General features: G+C 67.5%; 24 protein-coding genes and 1 tRNA gene. 11 read left to right on the top strand and 14 right to left on the bottom strand.

The window, feature by feature from the left end:
* Positions 1-48 precede the first annotated feature (48 nt).
* Positions 49-396 (top strand): RidA family protein, encoded by a 348-nt coding sequence (locus tag MRBLST15_RS09540; protein WP_025879081.1) that lies wholly within the window; start codon positions 49-51, stop codon positions 394-396.
* Positions 397-448: 52 nt separating this feature from the next.
* Here the strand turns inward: MRBLST15_RS09540 and rnfB are convergent, their stop codons facing one another.
* From rnfB to MRBLST15_RS09495, 9 genes are all read right to left on the bottom strand, one after another.
* Positions 449-862: an Rnf electron transport complex subunit RnfB gene (gene rnfB, locus MRBLST15_RS09535; RefSeq protein WP_367785776.1), complete on the bottom strand. Its 414-nt coding sequence runs from the start codon at positions 860-862 to the stop codon at positions 449-451.
* Between the two features lie 24 nt (positions 863-886).
* Complete coding sequence (locus MRBLST15_RS09530) at positions 887-1,477, bottom strand: HAD family hydrolase (protein WP_265952867.1); 591 nt, start codon at positions 1,475-1,477, stop codon at positions 887-889.
* Between the two features lie 76 nt (positions 1,478-1,553).
* Positions 1,554-3,632, bottom strand: a complete 2,079-nt coding sequence (gene metG / locus MRBLST15_RS09525; RefSeq protein ID WP_367785775.1) for a methionine--tRNA ligase — start codon at positions 3,630-3,632, stop codon at positions 1,554-1,556.
* A 102-nt stretch (positions 3,633-3,734) separates the two neighbouring features.
* Positions 3,735-4,178, bottom strand: coding sequence for a DUF2147 domain-containing protein (locus MRBLST15_RS09520; RefSeq protein ID WP_099818971.1), 444 nt, complete (start codon positions 4,176-4,178; stop codon positions 3,735-3,737).
* Positions 4,179-4,580: 402 nt separating this feature from the next.
* On the bottom strand, positions 4,581-4,985 hold the full coding sequence (locus MRBLST15_RS09515; protein WP_367785774.1) for a VOC family protein: 405 nt from the start codon (positions 4,983-4,985) through the stop codon (positions 4,581-4,583).
* Positions 4,982-6,052 (bottom strand): serine hydrolase domain-containing protein, encoded by a 1,071-nt coding sequence (locus MRBLST15_RS09510; protein WP_367785773.1) that lies wholly within the window; start codon positions 6,050-6,052, stop codon positions 4,982-4,984. Before MRBLST15_RS09510 ends, MRBLST15_RS09515 begins: the two co-directional genes overlap by 4 nt.
* Positions 6,053-6,068: 16 nt before the next feature.
* Positions 6,069-8,012 (bottom strand): DUF885 domain-containing protein, encoded by a 1,944-nt coding sequence (locus tag MRBLST15_RS09505; RefSeq protein WP_367785772.1) that lies wholly within the window; start codon positions 8,010-8,012, stop codon positions 6,069-6,071.
* A gap of 96 nt (positions 8,013-8,108) precedes the next feature.
* Positions 8,109-8,894: a queuosine precursor transporter gene (locus tag MRBLST15_RS09500; RefSeq protein ID WP_089236384.1), complete on the bottom strand. Its 786-nt coding sequence runs from the start codon at positions 8,892-8,894 to the stop codon at positions 8,109-8,111.
* Positions 8,891-9,574: a DUF502 domain-containing protein gene (locus MRBLST15_RS09495; protein ID WP_265955846.1), complete on the bottom strand. Its 684-nt coding sequence runs from the start codon at positions 9,572-9,574 to the stop codon at positions 8,891-8,893. Before MRBLST15_RS09495 ends, MRBLST15_RS09500 begins: the two co-directional genes overlap by 4 nt.
* Positions 9,575-9,658: 84 nt before the next feature.
* On the opposite strand from MRBLST15_RS09495, the gene MRBLST15_RS09490 reads away from it, so the two are divergent.
* A complete protein-coding gene (locus MRBLST15_RS09490) occupies positions 9,659-10,930 on the top strand; it encodes a hypothetical protein (RefSeq protein ID WP_367785844.1) in 1,272 nt (423 codons plus the stop codon).
* Between the two features lie 7 nt (positions 10,931-10,937).
* Here MRBLST15_RS09490 and MRBLST15_RS09485 read toward each other — a convergent pair whose 3' ends face one another.
* From MRBLST15_RS09485 to trxA, 5 genes are all read right to left on the bottom strand, one after another.
* Positions 10,938-11,657 carry a hypothetical protein gene (locus MRBLST15_RS09485; protein WP_367785771.1) on the bottom strand — a complete coding sequence of 240 codons (720 nt, stop codon included), beginning with the start codon at positions 11,655-11,657 and terminating at the stop codon, positions 10,938-10,940.
* 53 nt (positions 11,658-11,710) lie between these two features.
* Complete coding sequence (locus tag MRBLST15_RS09480) at positions 11,711-12,163, bottom strand: DUF4442 domain-containing protein (protein ID WP_032975063.1); 453 nt, start codon at positions 12,161-12,163, stop codon at positions 11,711-11,713.
* 89 nt (positions 12,164-12,252) lie between these two features.
* Positions 12,253-13,887, bottom strand: coding sequence for a CHASE2 domain-containing protein (locus MRBLST15_RS09475; protein WP_367785770.1), 1,635 nt, complete (start codon positions 13,885-13,887; stop codon positions 12,253-12,255).
* Entirely contained in the window at positions 13,884-15,584 is a 1,701-nt protein-coding gene (locus MRBLST15_RS09470) for a FecR domain-containing protein (protein ID WP_367785769.1), read from the bottom strand. The genes MRBLST15_RS09475 and MRBLST15_RS09470 overlap by 4 nt, the downstream gene beginning before the upstream one ends.
* 107 nt (positions 15,585-15,691) lie before the next feature.
* On the bottom strand, positions 15,692-16,549 hold the full coding sequence (gene trxA / locus MRBLST15_RS09465; RefSeq protein ID WP_265956101.1) for a thioredoxin: 858 nt from the start codon (positions 16,547-16,549) through the stop codon (positions 15,692-15,694).
* 153 nt (positions 16,550-16,702) lie between these two features.
* On the opposite strand from trxA, the gene MRBLST15_RS09460 reads away from it, so the two are divergent.
* The 9 genes from MRBLST15_RS09460 to MRBLST15_RS09420 all read left to right on the top strand — a co-directional run bounded on the left by MRBLST15_RS09460 (position 16,703) and on the right by MRBLST15_RS09420 (position 24,715).
* A complete protein-coding gene (locus MRBLST15_RS09460; protein ID WP_312705781.1) occupies positions 16,703-17,311 on the top strand; it encodes a DUF998 domain-containing protein in 609 nt (202 codons plus the stop codon).
* 105 nt (positions 17,312-17,416) lie between these two features.
* Positions 17,417-20,056: a leucine--tRNA ligase gene (gene leuS, locus MRBLST15_RS09455; protein ID WP_265955963.1), complete on the top strand. Its 2,640-nt coding sequence runs from the start codon at positions 17,417-17,419 to the stop codon at positions 20,054-20,056.
* 139 nt (positions 20,057-20,195) lie between these two features.
* A complete protein-coding gene (gene lptE / locus MRBLST15_RS09450) occupies positions 20,196-20,771 on the top strand; it encodes an LPS assembly lipoprotein LptE (protein ID WP_367785768.1) in 576 nt (191 codons plus the stop codon).
* Between the two features lie 12 nt (positions 20,772-20,783).
* Positions 20,784-21,821 (top strand): DNA polymerase III subunit delta, encoded by a 1,038-nt coding sequence (gene holA, locus MRBLST15_RS09445; RefSeq protein WP_367785767.1) that lies wholly within the window; start codon positions 20,784-20,786, stop codon positions 21,819-21,821.
* Positions 21,822-21,824: 3 nt separating this feature from the next.
* A complete protein-coding gene (nadD, locus tag MRBLST15_RS09440) occupies positions 21,825-22,490 on the top strand; it encodes a nicotinate-nucleotide adenylyltransferase (protein ID WP_205406224.1) in 666 nt (221 codons plus the stop codon).
* Between the two features lie 58 nt (positions 22,491-22,548).
* Positions 22,549-22,962: a ribosome silencing factor gene (gene rsfS, locus MRBLST15_RS09435; protein ID WP_025879295.1), complete on the top strand. Its 414-nt coding sequence runs from the start codon at positions 22,549-22,551 to the stop codon at positions 22,960-22,962.
* Between the two features lie 63 nt (positions 22,963-23,025).
* Entirely contained in the window at positions 23,026-23,496 is a 471-nt protein-coding gene (gene rlmH, locus MRBLST15_RS09430) for a 23S rRNA (pseudouridine(1915)-N(3))-methyltransferase RlmH (protein WP_025879294.1), read from the top strand.
* A 22-nt stretch (positions 23,497-23,518) separates the two neighbouring features.
* A tRNA-Asn gene (locus MRBLST15_RS09425) sits at positions 23,519-23,595 on the top strand.
* A 160-nt stretch (positions 23,596-23,755) separates the two neighbouring features.
* Entirely contained in the window at positions 23,756-24,715 is a 960-nt protein-coding gene (locus MRBLST15_RS09420; RefSeq protein ID WP_367785766.1) for an alpha/beta hydrolase, read from the top strand.
* The last annotated feature ends 3 nt before the right edge of the window (positions 24,716-24,718 follow it).

The following is a 24,718-nucleotide window of genomic DNA, read 5'->3' as shown; positions in this document are numbered from 1 at the left end:
GCCGGCTGGGTGAGAATGCAGTTCAGACCACCCGCAGGAGCCACGCCCATGATGGAGCGTTACGACGTCGGACCGCGCATGTCCGAGATGACCGTGTACAACAAGGTCGCCTACCTTTCCGGCCAGATTCCGGAAGACACCAGCCAGGACATCACCGGGCAGACCCGTCAGGTGCTGGCCGAGATCGACAAGCTGCTGGCGCTGGTCGCCAGTGACCGCCAGCACGTGCTGCGTGCGGAGATCTTCCTGGCCGATATGGCTGACTTCGAAGGCATGAACAAGGCGTGGGACGAGTGGGTGGTGGAGGGCGCGACCCCGGCCCGCGCCACCGTCGAAGCCAAGCTCGCGCACGCCGAATGGAAGGTCGAGATCATCGTGACGGCGGCCGTGCCGTAATCACCGAACAGGGGTCAGATCCCTTTTCCGGAGGAAAAGGGATCTGACCCCGTTACAGTGTCACCAGCTCGATGCAATCCACCGGACACGGCGGAATACACAACTCGCAGCCGGTGCACAGATCGGCGATCACCGTGTGCATGTACTTGGCGCCGCCGACGATCGCATCCACGGGGCACGCCTGAATGCACTTCGTGCAGCCGATGCAGTCCGCCTCCACGATCAGCGCCACCTGCGGTGCCTTGTGCTCGCCCCGCGATCGATCGAATGGCAGCGCCGGCACACCCAGCACCTGTGCCAACGCCCGCGCACCGGCATCGCCACCCGGCGGACAACGATCCACCCCCACCTCGCCACGGGCCATCGCCTGCGCATACGGGCGACAGCCGTCGTAGCCGCATTGCCCGCATTGGGTCTGTGGCAGCAAGCGGTCCAGGCGTTCGGTCAGGGGCGGAATCAGGCTCATGCGTGGCGAAGGCTGCGCGTGTGGTTACTTCAGGGGTTTGCCGCGATACCAGCGCTCGTGCGCCAGCGCCAGCATCGGACGATCCTCGGAACTGTCACCGTAGGCGTGGATGCGCACATAGCGCGACAGATCGAACCGGCGACGGATGTGCTCGACCTTGCGCGGACCACAATCGCCACCGGCGTAGCGGCCCGTCAGGCGACCGTCCTGGCTTTCCAGCCGGTTGCAGATCAGCTGCAGGCCCAGTTGCTCGCACCACGGCCGCAGGTATAGATCCAGTGAACCGGATACCACCACCACGGTGTGCTGCTGCGCCTTGTGCCAGCGGATCTGCTCCAGCATTTCCGGACGCACGACATCGGGCAGGAACTCGCGGGAAAAGCCCGCCGCCAGCGTCTCGATGTCATCGGCGTGGCGCTCGCTGAAGGTCAACCGGGTCACCCGTGCGCGGATGCGCTCGGCGGAGATCAGCTTCAGCTTGTAGGCCAGCAGCCAGGGGCCGACTTTCCACCAGGCCTGTGCCAGCTGTTCGGCGGTGGCGACCCGGCGCAGGAAGCGGCCGTAGGTGTCGCAGGTGGTGACGGTGTGGTCGAAGTCGAACAGCGCCAGTTCCAACGCAGCATCTCCCATCACGGTACCTCCCATCGCAGTGCTCATGACCGGGCGCGGCCGGGGCCGCGCCCGTGTTGCATCAACGGACCGGCATGCCCGGCTGCGCGCCGCTGTCGGCGTCCAGCAGCGCCAGCGCGCCGCCATCGAAACCGGCCGACAGGATCATGCCTTCGCTCAGGCCGAAGCGCATCTTGCGCGGGGCCAGGTTGGCGATGAACACCACGCTGCGGCCGACCAGCGCTTCCGGCTCGCCGTAGCTGGCGCGGATGCCGGAGAAGATCTGGCGCTTGCCGAGTTCGCCGGCATCCAGTTCGAAACGCAGCAGCTTGTCCGAGCCGTCCACGAACTCGCACACCAGCACCTTGCCGATGCGCAGGTCGAGCTTGGCGAAGTCGTCGATGCCGATGTAGGCCGGCGCGTCAGCGCTCTTTGCTTCGTCCTTGGCCACCACCGGTGCGGCAGGCTTGCTTGCTTCAACCTTGGCAGCGGGGGCAGCCGCGGCGGCGGTCAGGGTGTCCTTGGAGGCGTCGATCATGGCGTCAATCTTCTTCGGGTCGATACGGGTGAACAGCGGGGTGTATTCGGTGATGCGGTGGCCCAGCAGCGGCTGCGCCAGCTCGGTCCAGTCATTCACCGGCGCGGCCAGGAAGGCCTCGGCCTGCGCAGCGGTGGCCGGCAGCACCGGCTTCAAGGCGGTGACCAGCACGCGGAACAGGTTCAGGCCCTGGCTGCAGACCGCCTGCAGCTGCGCGTCGGCGCCTTCCTGCTTGGCGATCACCCACGGCTTGACGTCATCGATGTAGCGGTTGGCTTCATCGGCCAGGGTCATGGTCAGGCGGATCGCCGCGGCCGGGTCGTTGCGTTCGTACGCTTCACGGATCGGCGCCAGGCCATCGACGAAGCGCTGGTACTGCGCCGCGTCGAGCAGCTGCGCGGCCAGCTGGCCATCGAAGCGCTTGCTGATGAAACCGGCGCAGCGGCTGGCGAGGTTGACGAACTTGCCGACCAGATCGGCGTTGACGCGGGCGATGAAGTCGCCCAGGTTCAGGTCGAGGTCGTCGACGCCGCCACCGGACTTGGCAGCGAAGTAGTAGCGCAGCGCTTCCGGCTCCAGGCCGGCATCCAGGAACGTACGCGCCATCACGAAGGTGCCGCGCGACTTGCTCATCTTCGCGCCATCGACGGTCAGGTAGCCGTTGACGTGCAGGCGGGTCGGCGCGCGGTGGCCGGTGCCGTGCAGCACCGCCGGCCAGAACAGGCCGTGGAAATTGACGATGTCCTTGCCGAGGAAATGATGCAGCTCGGTGCTGGTGCCGGCGCGCAGGTGCGCTTCGAAATCCTCGCCGATCTTCCCGCACAGGGTCTGGAAGCTGGACAGGTAGCCGATCGGCGCGTCCAGCCAGACGTAGAAGTACTTGCCCGGCTGGCCGGGAATCTCGAACCCGAAGTATGGCGCATCGCGCGAGATGTCCCACGCGCGCAGGCCACCATCGGCGTTGAGCCATTCACCAAGCTTGGCCTTCACGCCGGGCAGGGCGACATCGCCGGCCAGCCAGTCGCGCAGGAAGCCGTCGAAGTGGCCGACCTCGAAGAAGAAGTGCTCCGAATCGCGCATTTCCGGGGTGGCCCCGGAGATCACCGAGCGCGGTTCCTTCAGGTCGGTCGGCGCATAGGTGGCGCCGCAGACTTCGCAGTTGTCGCCGTACTGGTCGGCGCTGCCGCAGTTGGGGCAGATGCCCTTGACGTAGCGGTCGGGCAGGAACATGCCCTTGGCCGGGTCGTAGAACTGCGCCACCGAGCGACGGCTGATGTGGCCGGCCGCTTCCAGCTTCAGGTAGAACGCCTCGGTCAGCGCCTTGTTGGCGGCGGAATTGGTCGAGTCGTAATGGTCGAAGGCGACGCCGAAGGCGGCGAAATCGCGTTCGTGACTGGCCTGGATGTTGGCGATGAAGGTTTCCGGGGTGACCCCGGCCTTCTCCGCAGCCAGCATGATCGGTGTGCCGTGGGTGTCGTCGGCGCACACGAACCAGGCCTTGCCGCCACTCATTCGACGCGCACGCACCCAGATGTCAGCCTGGATGTAGCCGACCAGGTGGCCCAGGTGCAGCGGGCCGTTGGCGTAGGGCAGGGCGGTGGTGACGAGCGCGGTACGGGTCATGGTCACGGGGTGCAGCCAGGGGGAACCGGGGATTATCGCATGCCCGCAACGAGGTGACCCGGCCGAGGCCGGGTCACGGGAACAAGGCGGGGGCCGGGGCGCTTATTCGCGCTGCCAGGTCTGCGCGCGGCAGATGAAGGCGATGCAGCCGGACACGTCCAGCTTGGTGCCGCCGGGCTGCAGTTCCATCTTCGACCGGTAGGTCTTGCCGTTGGCCGGGTCGAGGATGGTGCCACCGGACCACTTGTTGGCGCCGTCGGCCTTCAGGTTCCAGAGGATGGTCATGCCCTTTACCGGCTTGTTCTTGTTGGCGCCTTCGCAACCGTCGCAGACCGGGTTCGGGCCCTTGTCCGAATGCAGGATCTCGACCACCCGGCCAGTCAGCGTGCCGTTGGCGGCCTGGCTGATCTCGACGATCGACTTCACCTTGCCGGTCTTGTCGTCGATGGTTTTCCAGCGGCCGGCGGCACTGTCGGCGGCCTGCGCGGAGAGCGCGGCCAGGCACAGCGGCAGCGCCAGCAGCAGGGTCTTGAAGGTCTTGCGCATGGTCCCCTCCCAGGGTTCATTCCGGCACGATGCCGGTACGGGTCGACTGTATACCCATTCGGCGGGGTATGGGGAAGGGGGGCTCGGCCGGGCGGCGCCCGGCACCCGCAACGGCAACGTCAAAGGCAACGGCAACAGCGGGCGTTCCGTGGGATGGCGGGGTGGGTCCGGTTGCGGGGGACGCCGTAAACCCATCCCTGGGGGCTTGGCCGCGGCATCCATGCCGCGGACACCCCCGCAACCGGACCCACCCCGCCTTCGACAGAGTCCTGCGATCTGTCGGAATGGCGTGGCCTGCTCTCGGTAGGTGTCGACCTTGGTCGACACATGTGGAGGCGATGGGGTCGAGGCGATGGGGTCAGATCCCTTTTACCTTGGAAAAGGGATCTGACCCCGGGGGCCTCAACCGACTTCGTACAACTCCAGCGGCAGGTCGTCGGGGTCGGCGAAGAAGGTGAAGCGGCGGCCGGTGTATTCGTCCACGCGGATCGGTTCGCAGGCTACGCCGTGGCTGGCCAGGCGTTCGATGAACGGTTCGAGGGCGGCTACGCGGAACGCGAGGTGGCGCAGGCCCTGGGCTTCGGGGCGGCTGGGCCGTGCGGGCGGCGAGGGGAAGGAGAACAGTTCCAGTTGGCCGCCATCGGGCAGGGCGAGGTCCAGCTTCCACGAGTCGCGTGCGGCGCGGTGGTTCTCGGCCACTATGCGCAGGCCCAGCACACGCACGTAAAAGTCTTTCGAACGCGCGTAGTCGCTGCAGATCAGTGCGGCATGGTGGATGCCCAGCAGGCCGGTGGTAGCGGTGGTCATTGCAGGGTGTCCAGCCAGCGCTGGGCGATCTTCAGCGCCAGCGGATAGGGTTCGGGGGCGTTGCGGTTGCTCAGCACGATCACCGTCAGGTGTTTGTCCGGGTAGCGCAGGATCACGTTGCGGAAACCGATGCTCTCGCCGCTGTGCCAGTGCATGCGGCCGTTCAAGCGCCAGCCGAAACCGTAGTGCGGTACGTCCGCTTCGGTGGTGGCGGTGGCCGGGCTGAACATCGCTTTGCGCGATGCGGCTGACAGCAGGCGGTCGTCGTACAGGGCCGCATCCCAACGCGCGAGGTCGTCCAGCGAAGCGTAGATGCCGCCGTCGCCGAGCACGGCGCTGGTCGTGCTCTGGTCGGTGCGTTGCCAGCGGCCGTCAACCTCGCTGTAACCATAGGCACGCTGCGCCACCACGTCGACACCGTCCTGGTGGGCGACGGTGTGTGCCATGCCCAGCGGCCGGAAAATGCGCTGCTGCAGGAAGCTGGCAAAGTCGCTGCCGGCGGCGCGGCCGACGATCAGCGCCAGCAATGCGTAGCCGCTGTTGCTGTAGCGGTACTGCGTACCGGGCGCGAAGGCGAGCCGATCTTCGCGGGCGAGCAGCGCCAGCACATCAGCGTCGTGCACCTGCCGGGTGTCGGCAGGGTCCATAAGGTCTTCGTAGTCCAGCAGGCCGCTGGTGTGCGACAGCAACTGCCTCAAGGTGATGGCGGCAGCGGCGGGCGGCAGTTCCGGCAGCCAGCGCCGCGCCGGCTGGTCCAGCGCAAGGCGGCCGTCCTCGACCAGCAACAGCACGGCGGCGGCAGTGAACTGCTTGCTGATCGAGGCCAAGCGGAAGTTGCTGGCCGGCGTCACCGGGCTGCCATCTTCGACCACGGCCAGCCCGTAGCCGCGGCGGAACATCGGCTGCCCATCGTGCAGCACCAGCACCGCCGCGCCCGGCACCTGGCCATCGTAGGCCTGCATCAGTCCATCGATGCCTGCATCCGGCGCCACCACCGGTGCCGCCGCCAGCACGATCGACGGCAGCAGGGCGAGAACGGTGGCACATAGCAGGGCGGCAGGGCGCATGGCAGCTCCGTGACGGTCAGGGTGCGGGTGTTGGTGTTGCAGCGGTCGGCTGGGCCAACCAGCGTTCGATCTTGTGGTCCAGCACATCCAGTGGCATCGAACCGTCCTTCAGCACTTCGGCATGGAAGCGGCGCAGGTCGAACGCTGCGCCCTGGCGTGCCTTGGCCTTGTCACGCAGTGCGATGATCGTGGTCAGGCCCGCCACGTTGGACAGTGCTTGGCCAGGCTGGGCCATGATCCGTTCCACTTCCGCATTGGCATCGTCAGCGCTCATGTCGACGGTCTTCTGCAGATAGGTCACGGCCTGCTGCTTGCTCCAGCCCTGCGCATGCACGCCGGTGTCGGCGACCACGCGCGCGGCGCGCAACAGGCGCGAGTACAGATAGCCGATGCGGTCGTACGGATCGGTGTACACGCCGAGGTCTTCGCCGAGGGTTTCCGCATACAGGCCCCAGCCTTCGACGAAGGCGAGGTCACCGCCGAGGCGGCGGAAGCGCGGCAGCTTGGTCAGTTCCTGCTGCAGGCCCAGCTGCACGTGGTGGCCGGGAATGGCTTCATGCAGATACTGCACCGGCACGTTCCAGCGCTTGCGGCTGGGCAGGTCGCGGGTGTTGACGAACAGCACGCCGGGTTGCCCCGGGGGCGACGGCTGGTAGGAGGCTGCGGCGGCGGTCATGGCGCGCTCCGGCTCCACTGCATGGATCTGCAGCGGCGCCTTCGGCAGGGTGTCCAGCACCTGCGGCAGGCGTGCATCGACCTGCTGCTGCACCTGCCGGTAACGGTTGAGCAGCGCGTTGGCATCGCTGTACTGGAACTGGCGGTCGTTGCGCATGCTGCGCAGCAGCTTGGCCTGCGAACTGCGCAGCTTGCCATCGCGCATCACCGTGGTGATCTGCGCCTGCAGCTCCTGCACTCGCTGTTCGCCCAGCGCGTGCAGCTGCGCGGCGGTCTGCTGGCTGGCAGTGGTCTGCACGATCAGATTGGCGTACCAGGCCTGCCCATCGGGCAGTGCGCCGAGGCCGCTGCTGCTGCGCGTGGCGGGCAGGTATTCGGTGGCGATGAAGCCACGCAGGGCGCGGTAGGCCGGCATGATGCGCAGTTCGATCATGCGCTTGTACTCGGCGCTGATGCGCGCCTTGTCTTCGGCGGAGATGGACTCCGGCATGGTCCGGATCGGCGACCAGAAGATGCTCTCTTCGGCGGTCGGCTTGATCACCGCATCCAGCTGCGGCAGGACCTTTTCCATCAGGTCGCGCGGTTGCACCACGCCGGCCTTCATGCCCTGGCGCATGTTGGCGATGGCCTGGTCGAACAGATCGGGAATGCCCAGCGAGCGTCGCGACCAGGTGTCGTAGTCCTTGACCGTGTTGAACGGCTGCGCGCCGGCACCGGCGCCGAGGATGGCCATGATGCTGCCGACGTTGTAGTACTGGCTGATCGGCATCATCCAGCTCGGATAGCGTTCGGCGGCCAGCGAGGCACGGGCATCACGCACGAAGATCTCGTAGCTGAGCAGGTCCTGCCCCTGCAGGCCATCGCTGCCGATCTTCTCGACCTTGCCCAGCCACTCGGTGGTGAAGTCGTGCGATTGCTGGCGCCAGGCTGCGGACAGGATGTTGGGCAACTGGTCGTTGTAGCGCGGCTCGCCCTGGAAGGTCGCCTGCAGCGGGTTCAACCGCATGGAGGCATCCCAGTATTCGTCGTACAAGCGCTCCAGCTGCACCTGCTTGGGCACTGCGCGGGCCGGGGCGACCGGACGCGGCGCGGCGCGGCGCGCCGAACTGCCGCGGGCCGGCGGGGTAGCACGTGTGCCGGTGCGGGCCTTCGGCTTGGCCGCCTGGCGGGTCTGCGCGGCGGCGGGGCGGCTGCCCTTCTTCTTCGCTGCTTCGGCCGGCGGAACGGCGCTGAACAGGAACAACGCGGCGATGGCGGCGGCCAGGACGCGGGGGGAATACGGCATCAAGAAGCTTCCGTGGAACACAGACCGTGGAGCTTGCACGATCCGCGCGCGTACGGCCAGCGTGAGGGCGCAGTCAGCTTGCGCGCCGCTGGGGCTTCAGTCAGCCGCGGCTGCAGCGCGCAGGTCGGCGGCGCGCTGTTCGCCCAGATAGCGGGTGATTGCACGCCGCATCAGGTACAGCAACGGAATCAGGGCGATCGCAAATCCCATCTTGTAGACATAGTTGACGCTGCTTACCGCCAGGAACAGCGATGTCGGCCAGTGCTGCGGCCCGAGCACGAAGGCGATCCAGATCACCACGAAGCTGTCCACCAGCTGCGAGACCGCGGTGGAACCGGTGGCGCGCAGCCATACATGGCGCTCGCCGGTGGCCTGGCGGATCCGATGGAACACCGCCACGTCGATCAACTGGCCGAACAGGAACGCCACCAGCGAGCCGGCGATGGTCCACATGCCCTGTCCGAACACCGCCGCGAACGCGGCCTGGTAATCGGGCACACCGTGGGCATCCATCGAGGTCACCCACCAGCTGGCCGGTGCCAGCGAGATCGCGGCGAAGGCGAACAGAAAACCGTAGGCGATCAGCACCACCGCCAGCCACGAGATGAAACGCACCCCGCGCTTGCCGAAGAATTCGTTGATGGTGTCGGTCATGATGAACACCACCGGCCACAGCAGCGTGCCGGCGGTGAAGCTCAACGAGCCAGTCTGGCCGAACAGGTTCCAGTTCAGCGGATCGATGCCGAGGGTGTCTTCCAGGGCGAAGATCTTCACCCCGATCAGTTCGGCCAGTACGGCGTTGCCACAGAAGAACGCGGCCAGCACGATGAACAGCAGGACCGCGCGGTCCTGCAGCGGGCGCGCGTGCGACGCCTCGCTCATTCGGAACGATCGCCAGCGCGGGTGAACGGAACGCTGGAGGGCGCCACTGCACCGCCGGAAATGATGAAGCTCATCGCCTGGTCCACGGTCCAGTCGGTCGGGGTGAGCAGCTCGACGGGCACGATCTCCAGATAGCCCGAGGTCGGATTCGGCGTGGTGGGCACGTAGACGGCGGCCAGTTCGCGGTCGGTGCCCTGTTCCTTGATGACCCGGGTGACCAGGCCCACCGACTTCATGTCACGGTGCGGGAAGTCGATCAGCACCACGCGCTGGGTGCTGCCCGGCTCGGTCTGCAGCATGTCCAGCAGCTTCTTGGCACTGTCATAGATGATGCTGGCCAGCGGAATGCGCTTGATGACCGCACCGACCCAGCGCAGCAGGCGCTGGCCGACCACGCGACGGCTGGCCACGCCCACCGCCAGGATCACCAGCAGGGTGGCCAGCAGGGCGATGGTGTTCTGGATCCATTCGGCGCGGACCCAGCCGAGGTAATGCGGGAAGCTGGTCGCGATCTGTTCGGACAGCGGCACCACCAGTGGGCTGGAAATGCCCGACAGCAGCACGAACACGAATTTGACCACCACCCAGGTCAGCCAGATCGGCAACAGGGTCAGCAGGCCGGTCAGGAACAGGCGCTGCAGGGAGGGGCGGGGAACCAGGGCGGGGGCTTCGAGCGACATGCGCGCATTGTAGCGGTCGCGGCCGCTCGTTTACGCTGGCCGTTGGCGGTGCTGGCCATGCAGGGAAAGGATGCTGTGTTGAAGATGCTGCGGTGGTTGGGCTGGGCAACGCTGGCCCTGGTGGTGATGGCCGTCGCGGCATGGCTGCTGTCGAGGTTCTGGCCGTTGTCGGCCGCCCAGCGGGAAGACAGGCGCCTGCTTGAGGCCGTGCAACCCAACGAAGGTCGCAACGGCTTCGCCCTGCTGTGGACGCTGCCCTTCGATGGCCTGGACCAGGCCCAGCGTGAGGCGGCGTTGGCCGACGATCTGCAGCGCTGGAAGGCACTGCCATCCCCGGCGTCGCACGCGTCGGTACTGGCGGCGTCGCACGCACCGTTGAAGCTGGATGGGGCAGGTCGTTGTGCCGTCGGACCCGTCGGCTGCCTGGCACAGGTGCGCGCTGATCCGCAGCGCTTCGCTGATGCCCACGCCGGACATGCGGGCCTGCACGAGCGACTCGCCCGGTTGGCAGACTTCGACCGTTTCGATTCCCCGTTCCAGCCCAGCGGAATCGAACTCCTGCCATTGCCGGCGTACACCCCGCTGTTGGATGGCACCAGTGCACAGGCACTGGCCTACGTGCAGGGCGATGTTGCCGGAGCCATCGAGGGCAGTTGCAGCGCGGTGCGGTTCGGGCGGCGGATGATGCGCACCAGCAGCACGCTGATGGACAGCATGATGGGCGCTGTTGTGGTGAGGATCCATGCCGCGTTGCTGGGTGACATGCTGATCGAGCAATCACCGGATTACGTGCTGCCCGCTTCCTGCGAGGCGGCGCTGCAGCCGTTGCAAGCCGACGAGCAGAGCCTGTGCCAGGCGATGCAGGGCGAATTCGCGATGAACAAGGCGGCCATCGAGGCGTCCACGCAGACAGCAGGCAGCCGCCTGCTGCTGGATCGTGACCACACCCTGGCCCGGATCGCCGGCAATTTCGGCTGGGCATGCCGCCCCGCTGCAGCCGAGGCGCTGGCGGCCGATGTTCCGCTCTTCGTCTCGCCACCACCGCAATGGGATGTGGGCTGCGTGGCCAATCCGCTGGGATGCACAGTGAGCGCCATCGCCGGGCCGTCCTATGCGCAGTACGCGGCGCGCAGCCAGGACGCGGCGGCGATGATCCGCCTGCTCGGCGCGCAGCGCTGGCTGCGGTCTCAGCCCGGAACAGCCGCAGATGCATTGGCGCGGTTGCCGGCGCAGTGGCGTTCGGACACCCGCATGCCAACACTGTCTGCCGATGGTCGCTACCTGCAGCTGCAGAGGCGCGGACCGGCGCGCGAAGGCGAGGGCCCGTATCTGTCGATGCCGTTGCGGGCTGATTGACCCGGGCTCAGCCGCCGTCGCCGAGCGGATTGAACGCCCAGCCATCGCCGACGCTGTCCAGTGTCCAGCGCCTGCGGTCACGTAGGGTCTGCCAGCGCACCTGTTCCTTGTCGTCCTGCATGCTGCCTTCGGTCAACTTCACCTTGCCGGTGGAGAAGTTCACGCTGAGGCCTTCGGTCTGCCCGGAATTGCGCATCATCGAGTCGCGGTCGTAGCCGATCAGCGCGAAGTGGCCTTCCTGCCAGCGGAACGTGAACGTGGTGGTGCTGGTCGACCAGCTGCCCGCGCTGGAGAACGAGTACAGCCCCACCCGCAGTGCGCCGCGCTGGATCGACACGCCGGTGCCTTCGGCCAGCGCGTCGCTGAGCACGGGCGAGTCCGGTCGCGGAATGAGGGTGTGGTTCTGCACGGCCAGGACGTAACCGGAGGGGCGCGCAAAAGCGATGGCGAGGATGCGCGGGTTGCTGTCATACGGCGACGGCCCGAACCCATCGTGCTCGATGATGTTGCGCGGGTCCTGCTGGCGCAGCACCAGTGCAAGGTCGGCGCGCCCGTCCTGGTCGAGGTCGCCTTCGATCCGGTATTCCAGCGTCCAGCCAGCAGGTACGAAGGCCTCCGCCGTAGCGGCGTGCGCCGGCAGGGAGGGATAGCGCACCGGCGGCACATCCAGTGCGGTGGCGGCGAAGGGCAGGGCGGCCAGCGCCGCAGCAAACAACGAAAGGCGCATTGCAGCCTCCATGGCAGGGCTGCAGAGGATAGCGGGGCGTCAGCCGGCCCGCTTTACCGTGCGTGTGGCTTCAGGCGCACGTAGACCTGTTTACGTACCTGCGCGACGACCTCGCCGGCTTCGTCGACCACGTCGTTGCTGAACCAGCGCAGCACTTTTTCGCCTCCGGCGGCCGCCGTGCGCAGTTCATCCAGCAGGGCGTCGTCGATGCGGAACGAGGTGCGTACCGTTCCACGACCGGGCTTGAGGAAATCGATCGCACCGGCGCGATCCCAGACGTAGTAGTCACGGCCCAGGGTGTGCATCAGGCCCAGCATCCAGAATGGATCGGTCATCGCGAACAGGCTGCCGCCGAAGTGGGTGCCGACGTAGTTGCGGTTCCAGGGGCGCAGGCGCAGTTCCACGTCGATCTGCCGGTAGTCCGGGGTGATCCGGGTGACATGGATGCCGGTGAACAGGAACGGTGGCCACAGGTTGATGCCGAAGCGGAACGTGCTGGCTTTCATGTGGGAACCGGGCAGGGGACGGGGCCCCCAGTCTAACCATTCGCATGCGTATGTTGTAGCCCGCGGCGCACGGAAGGGCCTGCCGGGCGCTACGGTCCGGGCGTGCCGCCGTCGATCACGTAGCCGTCGCGGCCATTGTCCTTGGCACGGTAAAGGGCGTTGTCGGCGCCTTCGACGAAATGATGCGGTTGCAGGTCGCTGTCCGGCACGCGGGTGTAGACGCCGATGGTCAGGGTGACGCCCGTCTCGCCGCCATCGCCGGGCGGTGGCAGGGCGCGGATGCAGGAGATCAGGTCTTCGATCACCTGCCGTGCGCCTTCGACCGGGGTGTCCGGCAGTACCAGTGCAAACTCGTCGCCGCCGTAGCGGGCGGCCATGTCACGGGGGCGCCGGGCATGCGCCTGGATCAGGCGGGCCACTTCACACAGCACGCGATCACCGACCTGGTGGCCATGGCGATCGTTGTGGTGCTTGAAGTGGTCGACATCGATCAGGGCCAGGGTCAGTGGCTTGCCGCTGCGGCGTGCCGCGTCGCATTCCTGTTGCAGCGATTGTTCGAAGCGCAGGCGGTTGCCCAGTCCGGTCAGCGCATCGCGGTTGGCCTGGCGGTGCCAGGAGGCGATCCGCCAGATCGCCCACACGGTCAATACCAGCACGACGCCGAGCAGGGCGCTGGCCGGCGCCCACCAGACGCTGCCGGTGCGCAGCAGCAGCCAGCTCAGCAGCGGCGCGGCGGGTAGCGAGCACAGGGCAACCACCCAGGGCAGGCGCAGCCCGAGCAGCAGTACACACATCGCCACCAGCAGGCCGGCCAGGGCGTCCTGCCAGGCGCGGGGCAACACGTCGATCTGCTTGTCCTGCAGCAGCATCGAGGCGATGTTGGCCTGGTACTCGCTGCCGCTCATCCAGTATTCGCGGGTGGTGGGTGTCAACAGCCGCAGGGCGATGCCACTGGCCGTCATGCCGACCACGATGCGCCTGCCACGCAGCATCGAGGCATCCACGCGCCCTTCCAGCACATCGGCGTAGGACACCTGTGGCAAGCGTTCCGGTGGCCCGGCATAACGTACGCGCACGTAGTCATTGCGGCGCCATTGATAGGGCGAGTCCAGCGCCGGGTCGGGGTCGGGCAGGCCGTGTGCGCGTTGCGGCGGCAGATCGGTCAACGCCAGGCCGAGTGCCGGCCAGTGCGCTTGGCCGATGCCGGCATGCAGGTAGACCCCGCGGGCGACACCATCGCCGTCGACTTCAACGTCGCTGTGGCCCATGGCGGCAGCGCTGGCGGCAATCAACGGGATGGGCAGCATCTCCTCGGCCATGCGGTCGCCGGCCGCCGGCGCGGCCAGCACCGGCAGCACCACGCGGCCGTTGCGACGGATCGCCGCGGCCAGCTCGGCGTCCTGGCGTGCATCGCGGCGGTCGGGCTCGGACAGCATGAGGTCCAGCGCGACGCGCTCGGCACCGGCGTCGGTCAGGCGGTCCAGCAGGCGGGCATGCACCGAGCGCGGCCACGGCCACTGACCCAGCCGCTGCAGGCTGCCCTCGTCGATGGCGACGATCAGCACGCTGGGGTCAGGACGGTAATCCCAGCTGCCGACCATCATGTCGTACGCCGTTTCGTCCTGCCGCCACAGCCATTGGCCGTGGCTGACCACCGCCGTCGCTACACCTGCCAGCAGGGCCAGCAGGATCCGTCGCGACCACGGCAGCGGCGAGCGCCTCACAGCAACAGCCACAGCAGCAGGACACCGCCGCCCGCGCCGTAGCACAGGCGGCACGGCAGCTTGACCTGCTGGGCAGGCGAGAACGGGCCCGCGTGGCCGTCATCGTCGATGTACTGCACACGGATGTGCAGCGTGCCGCGCCACGGGCGCTTGAAGCTGACCTGCGGTTGGTCAACGGTGGTATCGAGCAGCGGCGCGCTGAAATCACCGCGGCGATCGACCTGCACCCGGTAGCGCTGCCCATCGCTTCCCGCCTGCCAGCGCAGGGTCAGCTCACCATCGGCGGCCTCGGGCGGCTGGAGTGCCGGGTCCACCGGTTCATCGGTCAGCTGCAGCGTCAACGCCTGGCCATAGCGACCCTGGTGGCCCTGGCCATCCCGTGAAGCGATCCGCCAGTAGTACTGGCCGGGCGGCAGCGGCTCGCCCAGGCGCAGGTCGGTGCTGTCGGTGCTCTGCTCGCGCAGCGGCTGCAGGAACTGCGGCTCGTCGGCCACCTGCAGCACGCTGCTGCTGGCGCCGGGCGCCTGGCTCCAGTGGAAGCGCGGCCGGTCGCTGTTGACCGTCTGTCCCTGCAGCGGGGAAATGGTCAGCGGCGGTGGCGGCTGGTCGCCGAGGAGGAAATCCTCGCTGGCATCGAGACCTTCCACGCCCTGTGCATCCACTGCGCGCAGCAGCAGACGCAGCGCTCCCGGCGGCAGCTCACCGATCACCAGACGGGTGTCGGTGGTGGTGGCCGCAAACAACAGGATTTCCGGGGTGGCGGCCTGCACCACTTCTACCCGGTAGTGATCGGCACCCGTCACCGGTTCCCAAGCGAACTGGGCCGGCAGGCTTCCCAAGCGGATCGAATCGGCACGCAGGCGCGGTGCCGGCAGCAGACCGGAAACCGCTTCGGGCGCTGTGTCGCTGCCCGCGCTGCGGCTGGCCTGGCCGGGGTGGACCAGACGCTGGCCATGCGGGTTGCCGACCTGCACCTTGCCCTCCAGTACTTCGGTGGCACCGGCATGGGCGTCGTCCCCGGCGCTGACCCGGAACACGGTACCGCGCACGCTGCTGGTCGCGGTGGGTGCATCGATGATGTAGCGCGATGCCGGCCCGCGCGCGGGGGTGACCCGGTTGCTGGCGCGCCCCTGCTGCAGGCGCAGGCGGGTATCGACCATGCCGGTACGGCCATAGCGGCTGAGCTGGTCCAGGCGCAGACGTGAGTATTCGCGCAGCTGCAACCGCGAGGCGTCGGCGAATTCAAGGGTGATGCTGGAATCGGCCTTGGTCTGGATCGCATCGCCGATGTGCAGCTCTTCCCCTGCGCGCACGGCGCGGTTGCTGCTGCCATCGGCTGCACTCAGTTCAACCTGGCCACGCACCGCCAGTACCCGCGCCGGTGCAGGTTCAACGCGCAGCCAGCCGATCGGGAAGCGCAGCACTTCGCCCGGCGGCAGCCGGTACGGGTTGTCGATGCGGTTGTGCTGCTGCAGCTGCTGCCAGCCCACGCTCGGCTTGAGGTAGGCCGCGCCCAGATCCCACAGGGTATCGCCGGGGCGGACCCGGTAGTTCCAGTCCTGCGCGCCAGCAAACGTCGGCAACAGGCAGAGGGCACACAGCAGTGTGCGCAGGAAACGCATGATGAAAGACGACGAGCGGCCAACGGTCACGGATTGCTGTCCCGGCAAAGCGGGGGCGCAGCTGCAAGACCCCATGGCCCCGACCTCATCCCCCCGAACGGATCGTGGCGGCCCTGGGGGCCACCATCGCGGGCATTATTGCCCGCGTTCAGTGCAGGGATTCTGAACGATGCCGGTGGCGTTCAGAACAGCAGGGAGGCCATGCGGCGCCGCGAGCGGCCCACCAGGTCTTCATCGGCGACGACGTTGAAGGCATCGATCAGCGCCTTGCGCGGCAGTCCTTCCTGGAAACCGCGGTCGATCCGCAGCATCTCCAGGAACTGTTCCAGTGCGGCTTCGTCCTGGCCCGCCAGCAGCAGCTGCACGCCACGCAGGTGGCGCGCCTGCAGATCCTTGCCGTCGGCGGCGATGCGCGCATCCAGCACCTCCGCGGCCGGGGCGTCCTTCAGCGCGGCGGCGAAGGAGAGCCGGGCGCGACCACGCACGGCGCGGTCGTCAGTGGCCAGGTTGGCGGGCAGCGCATCGATCAGCGTGCCGGCTTCGTCCACGCCGCCGACCTGCAGCAGCGCCAGGGCCAGGTCGAGCTTCAGCTCGTCCTTGTCCGGCTCGGCGGCGATCTGCGCGCGCAGCACGTCCACCTGCGCCTGCGGGTCCAGCGGGGCCTCGTCCTCGGCACTGCTGTCGCCGACATCGGCCGGCACCACGCCGTGCTGGGCCAGGAATTCACGCAGCTGGCCTTCCGGCAGGGCGCCGGGGAAGCCGTCCACCAGCTGTCCACCCTTGACCAGGAACACGGTGGGCACCGAACGGATCTGGAAGGCCGCAGCGATCTGCTGTTCCTTGTCCACATCGACCTTGGCCAGTTCGAACGCGCCGTTGTATTCGCCGGCCAGCTTCTCCAGCATCGGGCCGAGGGTCTTGCACGGCTCGCACCAGGTCGCCCAGAAATCCACCAGGACCGGCGTCTGCAGCGACTTCTGCAGCACGTCCGCCTCGAAGGTAGCGGTGGTGGCGTCGAATACGTAGGTCGTCTCGGTCATGGGGCATCGTTCGGCATCTGGAGACCGATTCTATGGTGACGAACCTTGCCGGTCTCAACCCCGTGATCAGGCCCCTCATGAAATCCCGGACAGCTTGGCGGCGGTGCCAGCTGCCGCGACAATGTCCTGATGTTGTCCTGGAGAGTGGCTGCGATGTCCGTGGTTCGGCTGGATCGTTGGGTGGGCGTGCTCGCCGCAGCCCTGTTCGTGCTGTCGGTGGCCGGTTTTGGTGCGGCGCTGCCGGACTATTCGCAGGCACTGCATCCGGTGACCTGGCTGGGCGCGCACGGCATTCCCCATGCGCTGGGCTTCAACCTGCTGGGGCTGGTGCTGCCGGGTGCGCTGGCGGTCGTCGTGGCCGAGCGCTTGCGCCGGCAACTGCCGGTGGACGCCGCCTGGACGGCACGCGTGGGCAGCCAGATGCTGCTGCTGGCTGCGCTTGCCTTCATCGCGATGGGCCTGCTGCCGCTGGATTTCGAGGACCAGATGGACATGCAGGGCCCGGCCAGCAAGCTGCACGCCAGCGTGTGGATGGTCTGGGCGCTGGCTTTTGTCGCAGGCAGCGTGCTGCTGGGGGCGGCGCGACTGCGGCATCCGGGCGGGCGCAGGCTGGGCCTGCTGTCGCTGGCCTGTGGCATCGGCGCTGGCCTGCTGGCGTTCGGCCTGCCGGGGGTACTGCCGGCGGCGCTGGCGCAGCGCCTGGCCTTTGCCTGCTGGGCGCTGTGGCTGGCCTTGGTCCTGCCGCTGTCGCGCAGGCGCTGAGACGCGTTCCAGCGCCTCGCCGCGCGCCGGCCCGGCAGGCGGGATTGGAGCCATTTGCCGCACTGCGGTACGCTGTACCGCTTTGCCGCCGCAACCGCGTGTTACATGACCAGCGTCGAACCCAACGTTTACGATCCGCAGCAGGTTGAATCCGCCGCCCAGAAGTACTGGGACGCTACCCGTGCCTTCGAGGTCGATGAAGCCTCGGACAAGCCGAAGTACTACTGCCTGTCGATGCTTCCGTATCCGTCCGGTGCGCTGCACATGGGCCACGTGCGCAATTACACGATCGGCGACGTGATCAGCCGCTACAAGCGCATGACCGGCCACAACGTGCTGCAGCCGATGGGTTGGGACGCGTTTGGCCTGCCGGCGGAAAACGCTGCGATCAAGAACAAGACCGCGCCGGCCGCCTGGACCTACAAGAACATCGACCACATGCGCAGCCAGCTGCAGTCGCTGGGCTATGCCATCGACTGGTCGCGCGAGTTCGCCACCTGCCGCCCGGACTATTACGTCCACGAGCAGCGCATGTTCACCCGCCTGATGCGCAAGGGCCTGGCCTACCGCCGCAACGCGGTGGTGAACTGGGACCCGGTCGACCAGACCGTGCTGGCCAACGAGCAGGTCATCGACGGCCGTGGCTGGCGCTCCGGCGCGCTTGTGGAAAAGCGCGAGATCCCGCAGTGGTTCCTGCGCATCACCGACTACGCCCAGGAACTGCTGGACGGCCTGGATGAGCTGGACGGCTGGCCGGAGTCGGTCAAGACCATGCAGCGCAACTGGATCGGCCGCTCCGAAGGGCTGGAAATCCAGTTCGACGTGCGCGACGTCGATGGTGCCGCACTGGATCCGCTGCGCGTGTTCACCACCCGCCCGGACACCGTGATGGGCGTGACTTTCGTGTCGATCGCGGCCGAACATCCGCTGGCGCTGCATGCCGCGAAGAACAACCCGGAACTGGCTGCGCTGCTGTCGGAAATGAAGCAGGGCGGCGTGTCCGAGGCCGAGCTGGAGACCCAGGAAAAGCGCGGCATGGATACCGGTCTGCGCGCTGTGCATCCGGTTACCGGTGCCCAGGTGCCGGTGTGGGTCGCCAACTTCGTGCTGATGGGCTATGGCACCGGCGCGGTGATGGCCGTACCGGGCCACGACCAGCGCGACAATGAATTCGCCAACAAGTACAACCTGCCGATCCGCCAGGTCATCGCGCTGAAGTCGCTGCGCAAGGACGAAGGCGCCTACGACGCGACGCGCTGGCAGGACTGGTACGGCGACAAGACCCGCGAGACCGAACTGGTCAACTCCGAAGAGTTCGACGGACTGGACTTCCAGGGCGCTTTCGAGGCGCTGGCCGAACGGTTCGAGCGCAAGGCCCAGGGACAGCGCCGGGTGAACTACCGCCTGCGCGACTGGGGCGTGAGCCGCCAGCGCTACTGGGGCTGCCCGATTCCGGTGATCTACTGCGACAAGTGTGGCGCGGTACCGGTGCCGGAAGACCAGCTGCCGGTGGTGCTGCCGGAAGACGTGGCGTTCGCCGGTACCGGTTCGCCGATCAAGACCGATCCGGAATGGCGCAAGACCACCTGCCCGGACTGCGGCGGTGCGGCCGAGCGTGAGACCGACACCTTCGACACCTTCATGGAGTCGAGCTGGTACTACGCCCGCTACACCTCGCCGGGCGCCCGCGATGCGGTCGACAAGCGCGGCAACTACTGGCTGCCGGTGGACCAGTACATCGGTGGCATCGAACACGCGATCCTGCACCTGATGTATTTCCGCTTCTACCACAAGCTGCTGCGCGACGCGCGGATGGTGGACAGCAACGAACCCGCGCGGAACCTGCTGTGCCAGGGCATGGTGATCGCTGAGACCTACTACCGCCCGAACCCGGACGGCTCGAAGGACTGGATCAACCCGGCCGATGTGGAAGTGCAGCGCGACGAGCGCGGCCGCATCACCGGCGCCACCCTGATCGCCGACGGTCAGCCGGTGGTGGTCGGTGGTACCGAGAAGATGTCCAAGTCGAAGAACAACGGCGTGGACCCGCAGGCGATGGTCGGCAAGTACGGCGCCGATACCGTGCGCCTGTTCTCGATGTTCGCTGCACCGCCGGAACAGTCGCTGGAATGGAACGAAGCCGGCGTGGACGGCATGGCCCGCTTCCTGCGCCGCCTGTGGGCACAGGTGCAGAAGCACGCTGCCGAGGGTGCCGCACCGGCGCTCGACGCGGCCGCGCTGGATGCCGGCCAGAAGGCCCTGCGCCGCAAGACCCACGAGACCATCGGCAAGGTCGGCGACGACTACGGCCGCCGCCACAGCTTCAACACCGCCATTGCCGCGGTGATGGAGCTGATGAACGCGCTGGCCAAGTTCGAGGACGGCAGTGAACAGGGGCGCGCCGTGCGCCAGGAAGCACTGCAGGCCATCGTGCTGCTGCTCAACCCGATCACCCCGCATGCCAGCCACGCCCTGTGGCAGGTACTGGGCCATGGCGAAACGCTGCTGGAAGACCAGCCGTTCCCGCAGGCCGACAGCAGTGCGCTGGTGCGCGATGCGCTGACTTTGGCCGTGCAGGTCAATGGCAAGCTGCGTGGCACCATCGAGGTCGCCGCCGATGCCGCGCGCGAGCAGATCGAAGCGCTGGCCCTGGCCGAGCCGAACGCGGCCAAGTTCCTGGAAGGCCTGACGGTGCGCAAGATCATCATCGTTCCCGGCAAGATCGTGAACATCGTCGCTGCCTGATGTACCCGGCACCGGCCGCCACCCTGGTGGCCGGTGCATTGTCGCCACGCCGGGCGTGCCCGGCCGATGGCCCTGCGTTCACGCGGCCTCGGGCACCCTGTCTGTTGCCGTGATCGCCCGGCTCCGCCAGACTGTCTCCATGACCCGAATCCTGCTTGCCCTCGTTCTCGCCCTCGGCCTCGCCGGCTGTGGTTTCCACCTGCGCAACAAGCTGATGCTGCCGACCGATACGGCGCCGGTGAAGGTGGTATCCACCGCACCCTACAGCGAACTGGTCAAGCTGTTGAACCGCAGCCTCCTGGCCTCCGGTGCACGCTTGGCCGATGAGGACAGCAAGGGTCCCAATGCCCAGCTGCAGGTGCTGTCCGAACGCTGGGGCGACCTGCCCATCGCCATCGACTCGCAGGGCCGCGCGCAGGAATACAGCCTGCGCTATGCGGTGATCTTCATCTTCCGCCGCGAAGATGGCAGCGAGCTGGTGCCGCAGCAGGTGATCGAACTGTCGCGCGACTACGTGTCGCCGCCGACCGACGCCACCGGTACCACCACCGAACGCGAGATCCTGGCTGACGAACTGCGCCGCGAAATGTCGGCCTCGATCATCCGCCGCATCGACAGCGTGGTCCGCGCCGAACTGGAAAAGGGCGGCAGCCTGTCGGCGCCGAAGCCGGTCGAGCACGATCCGGTCGAGCCCGCACCCGCCGTCCAGCGCTGAGCCGGGCGCCTGATGGAACTGCGACCGGAACAGCTGGCCGGGCAGGGCGCTGACACGGCGCTGGCGCCGGTCTATCTGATCGCCGGTCCGGAAACGCTGCGGGTGCTGGAGGCGGCGGACGCCGTGCGTGCCAGGGCACGCGCGGCCGGCATCGACGAGCGCGAGGTGTTCGACGCCGATGGCCGCGACTTCGACTGGAACCAGCTCGACGCCAGTTTCCACGCCCCCAGCCTGTTCAGTGCCCGCCGCCTGGTGGAAGTGCGCCTGCCCAGTGGCAAGCCGGGCAAGGAAGGTGGCGAGGTGATCAGCCAGTTCTGCGCCAACCCGGCGCCGGACGTGATCCTGATGATCACCGCCAATGAATGGAGCAAGGCCCACCAGGGCAAGTGGGCCGAGGCGGTGAACCGTGTCGGCGTGCTGTCGGTGGCCTGGGCGATCAAGCCACACGAGCTGCCGGACTGGATCGAGCGGCGCCTGCGCAGCAGGGGGCTGCGCGCCGAGCCCGCTGCTGTGCAGCGCCTGGCTGAGCGCGTGGAAGGAAACCTGCTGGCCGCGGCGCAGGAGATCGACAAGCTCGCACTGCTGGCCGATGGCCAGACCCTGGACGTGGAACTGATGGAATCGCTGGTGGCCGATGCCGCCCGCTACGACGTGTTCCGGCTGGTGGAGGCGACGTTCTCCGGCCAGCCACAGGCGGTGCTGAGGATGCTGGCCGGCCTGCGCGGTGAGGGCGAGGCTGTGGCCGCGCTGATGCCGATCGTGATCCGCGAGCTGCTGGCCGGTGCCGGCCTGGCGCGGGTACAGGCACGCGGCGGAAATCTGGCTGCGGAAATGAAATCCCGCGGTATCTGGGAATCGCGGCAGGCACCCTACAAGCGCGCGCTGCAGCGGCATCCGGAAGGCAAGCGCTGGGAGCGTTTCGTAGCCGAAGCCGGGCTGGTTGACCGCATCGCCAAGGGGCGCGCCGACGGCGACGCCTGGCTTGCACTTGAGCGCCTGCTGGTGGCGGTGGCCGAGGCACGCGCGGTGCGGCTGCTCGCCCGGGCCTGATCCATGAGCCTGCGGATCTATTACGGGGGCACCTTCGACCCGGTGCATCTGGGCCATCTGGCGATCGCGCGCGCTGCACGCGATGAACTGCAGGTGGCGGTGCGCATGCTGCCTGCCGCCGACCCGCCGCACCGTGCGGTGCCGGGCGCGACCGCCGAACAACGCTGCACCATGCTCGGCCTGGCCATCGGCGATGAGCCGGGCCTGCTGCTGGACCGTCATGAGCTGGATCGGGCCGCGCGCTCTCCCGGCCGGCCGTCCTATACCGTCGACACCCTGCGCGAACTGCGTGCCGAACTTGGCCCCAGCCGCCCGCTGGCGTGGCTGGTGGGGGCCGACAGCCTGCTCGGCCTGCCCAGCTGGCATGAGTGGCAGGCGCTGTTCGGGCTGGCCCATTTCATCGTCGCCGAGCGTCCGGGCAGTCCGCTGCGGGCCAGCGTCGATGGCGCGCTGGGTCAGGCCACCGAGGGCCGCTGGGCCGACAACGAGCAGGCCCTGTTTGCCAGCCCGGCCGGCCGCATCCTGCGCCTGCACCACCCGCTGCGCGAGGAATCGGCCAGTGCCGTCCGCGCCCAGATCGCCGCAGGCGGCCCCTGGCGGGCCATGCTGGCGCCGGCGGTGGCCGACTATGTTTCTGGCCACGGCCTGTACCGCTCCGCCACCTCGTGAATACGGTTGCCGCGCTGTGGCCGTATAATCGCCCCCACGTTTATCGAGTCGACCCGCTTTGAGCAACCAGACCCAGCCCCAGACCATCAAGGTCGATCTGCCCAGCCCGCCGCCCTCCGTGCCGGAACTGCTGGCCAGCGTCCGTCAAGCCACCGAAGACCTGAAGGCCAAGGACCCGGTCGAGATCGACGTGCGCGGCAAGTCCAGCGTCGCCGACTACATGGTGGTCGTGTCGGGTACTTCTACCCGCCATGTGAAGTCCATCGCCGACGAAGTCGTGCGCTTCGCCAAGAACATCGACGTCATGCCGCTGGGTGTTGAAGGCGAGCGTGAAGCCGAATGGGTGCTGGTCGACCTGGGCGACGTCATCGTGCACGTGATGCTGCCGCGCGTGCGCGAGTTCTACGCGCTCGAGCGCCTGTGGACCGTTGGCGACCAGCCGCCGTCCTACGACGACGACGAAGTGGCCTGAGCCATTCGTTGATGCGGTTTTCGACGGCGCCGATGGCGCCGTCGACGTTTTGGAGGAATGTTGATGAAAGCCCGCCTGATCGCCACTGGCGAACGCGCGCCCAGCTGGGTGGCGCAGGGGTTTGCCGAGTACCAGAAGCGGCTCTCGCACTGGCTGCCCTTCGAGCTGGTGGAGATCGAGCCCGGCCTGCGCGGCAAAGGGCGGGACGCACGTCGTGCCACCGAAGACGAAGGCAAGCGGGTGATCGCCGCGTTGCCGAAGAATGCCTATGTCGTTGCACTGGACGTACCGGGCCGCCAGCTCAGTTCCGAACAGCTGGCGCAGCGCCTGGAGCACTGGCGTGGACAGGGCAGGGACCTGGCGTTCCTGATTGGTGGGCCGGAAGGCCATTCGCCGGAAGTGTCTGCGCTGGCCGATGAAAAGTGGTCGATCGGCCCGCTGACGTTGCCGCACATGCTGGTGCGGCTGGTGGTGGCCGAGCAGTTGTATCGCGCCGCTGCGATGTTGGCCAATCACCCCTACCATCGCGCGTGAAGAGTCGTTATACTGGCGGTCTGCCCGAATAGCTCAGCCGGTTAGAGCACTTGACTGTTAATCAGGGGGTCGTTGGTTCGAGTCCAACTTCGGGCGCCACATTCAAGAGGCCTGCATCGCAAGATGCAGGCCTTTTTTGTTGTTGCCGCGTCATGCAATCGCGTGCGCGGGTAGATCCACGGCATGCGTGGATGCACTGCGCGCACTCTGTCGAGCGAACCCGACTCTACAATGCGGTTTCATCACGTGGATGTTGACGATGCGCGCGATCGGCTTCGCTGTTTCACTGCTGCTGGCCTTGCAGCCGTTAGCTGCACCAGCTGCCGCGCCAACCACCTGGCAACCGCCGGCTGGCACTACGGAACTGCCGCTCTGGCCCGATGGCCAGGTGATGGCGCCGCCGAAGCTGAAAGGTCCCGAGCAGGTCAGCGAGACGGTCTCCAAGGCCAGTGGCGAGCACTGGATGATGGTGCAGAACGTGGCCGTACCCACGCTCACCGTGTTCCCAGCGAAAGGCCGGCCCAGCGGCACCGCAGTGATGGTGGTACCGGGCGGTGGCTACAACGTGCTGGCGATGGACCTGGAAGGCAGCGAGATCTGTGATTGGCTCACCGCACAGGGCGTCACCTGCGCACTGCTGAAGTATCGCGTACCGGCCTCGGGGCCGAACTGGAATCGTGAATGCAACTGCCGCGACATCCCGGCCGTGCCGATGGCATTGCAGGATGCGCAACGGGCAATGGGCCTGCTGCGTGCGCAGGCCGCGCACTGGAAGATCAATCCGCAACGGGTGGGGGTAATCGGCTTCTCGGCCGGCGGCCATGTGGTGGCCGGGTTGAGCACGCATCCGCAGCGCAGCTATGCAGCGCTGGATGCGGCGGATACGCAGTCCAGCCGGCCGGATTTCGCGATGCTGCTGTATCCGGGGCATCTCTGGGTACGCAAGGATGATTCGCTGGAAAAGGACATCGTGGTGGATGCCAAGGTGCCGCCGACATTCATCGTGCAGGCCGCCGACGACCCGACGGACGATGTCCGTCACGCATTGACCTACCAGCGCGCGCTGATCGATGCCGGCGTGCCGGTGGAAATGCATCTGTTCGCACGCGGTGGTCACGCGTTCGGCCTGCGCCTGAAAGATGCGCCGGTGTCGGCATGGCCCGGCATGGCCGAGCGTTGGATGCACGACATCGGCATGCTGACGAAACGGCGGTTGTAGAGC

The sequence above is a fragment of the Stenotrophomonas sp. LST15-1-1.1 genome, assembly GCF_040815575.1.
In the GTDB taxonomy this organism is placed as follows: Bacteria; Pseudomonadota; Gammaproteobacteria; order Xanthomonadales; family Xanthomonadaceae; genus Stenotrophomonas; species Stenotrophomonas lactitubi_B.
Note: the sequence above shows the minus strand (reverse complement) of the source record. Positions and strands in the feature narration are given on the sequence as shown.

Bases quoted from the DNA above. Each gene is read 5' to 3' on its own strand.
- MRBLST15_RS09540 (WP_025879081.1), top strand. From the start codon at position 49: ATGATGGAGCGTTACGACGTCGGACCGCGCATGTCCGAGATGACCGTG.
- rnfB (WP_367785776.1), bottom strand. From the start codon at position 862: ATGAGCCTGATTCCGCCCCTGACCGAACGCCTGGACCGCTTGCTGCCA.
- metG (WP_367785775.1), bottom strand. From the start codon at position 3,632: ATGACCCGTACCGCGCTCGTCACCACCGCCCTGCCCTACGCCAACGGC.
- MRBLST15_RS09520 (WP_099818971.1), bottom strand. From the start codon at position 4,178: ATGCGCAAGACCTTCAAGACCCTGCTGCTGGCGCTGCCGCTGTGCCTG.
- MRBLST15_RS09515 (WP_367785774.1), bottom strand. From the start codon at position 4,985: ATGACCACCGCTACCACCGGCCTGCTGGGCATCCACCATGCCGCACTG.
- MRBLST15_RS09510 (WP_367785773.1), bottom strand. From the start codon at position 6,052: ATGCGCCCTGCCGCCCTGCTATGTGCCACCGTTCTCGCCCTGCTGCCG.
- MRBLST15_RS09505 (WP_367785772.1), bottom strand. From the start codon at position 8,012: ATGCCGTATTCCCCCCGCGTCCTGGCCGCCGCCATCGCCGCGTTGTTC.
- MRBLST15_RS09500 (WP_089236384.1), bottom strand. From the start codon at position 8,894: ATGAGCGAGGCGTCGCACGCGCGCCCGCTGCAGGACCGCGCGGTCCTG.
- MRBLST15_RS09495 (WP_265955846.1), bottom strand. From the start codon at position 9,574: ATGTCGCTCGAAGCCCCCGCCCTGGTTCCCCGCCCCTCCCTGCAGCGC.
- MRBLST15_RS09490 (WP_367785844.1), top strand. From the start codon at position 9,659: ATGCTGCGGTGGTTGGGCTGGGCAACGCTGGCCCTGGTGGTGATGGCC.
- MRBLST15_RS09485 (WP_367785771.1), bottom strand. From the start codon at position 11,657: ATGCGCCTTTCGTTGTTTGCTGCGGCGCTGGCCGCCCTGCCCTTCGCC.
- MRBLST15_RS09480 (WP_032975063.1), bottom strand. From the start codon at position 12,163: ATGAAAGCCAGCACGTTCCGCTTCGGCATCAACCTGTGGCCACCGTTC.
- MRBLST15_RS09470 (WP_367785769.1), bottom strand. From the start codon at position 15,584: ATGGGGTCTTGCAGCTGCGCCCCCGCTTTGCCGGGACAGCAATCCGTG.
- trxA (WP_265956101.1), bottom strand. From the start codon at position 16,549: ATGACCGAGACGACCTACGTATTCGACGCCACCACCGCTACCTTCGAG.
- MRBLST15_RS09460 (WP_312705781.1), top strand. From the start codon at position 16,703: ATGTCCGTGGTTCGGCTGGATCGTTGGGTGGGCGTGCTCGCCGCAGCC.
- leuS (WP_265955963.1), top strand. From the start codon at position 17,417: ATGACCAGCGTCGAACCCAACGTTTACGATCCGCAGCAGGTTGAATCC.
- lptE (WP_367785768.1), top strand. From the start codon at position 20,196: ATGACCCGAATCCTGCTTGCCCTCGTTCTCGCCCTCGGCCTCGCCGGC.
- holA (WP_367785767.1), top strand. From the start codon at position 20,784: ATGGAACTGCGACCGGAACAGCTGGCCGGGCAGGGCGCTGACACGGCG.
- nadD (WP_205406224.1), top strand. From the start codon at position 21,825: ATGAGCCTGCGGATCTATTACGGGGGCACCTTCGACCCGGTGCATCTG.
- rlmH (WP_025879294.1), top strand. From the start codon at position 23,026: ATGAAAGCCCGCCTGATCGCCACTGGCGAACGCGCGCCCAGCTGGGTG.
- MRBLST15_RS09420 (WP_367785766.1), top strand. From the start codon at position 23,756: ATGCGCGCGATCGGCTTCGCTGTTTCACTGCTGCTGGCCTTGCAGCCG.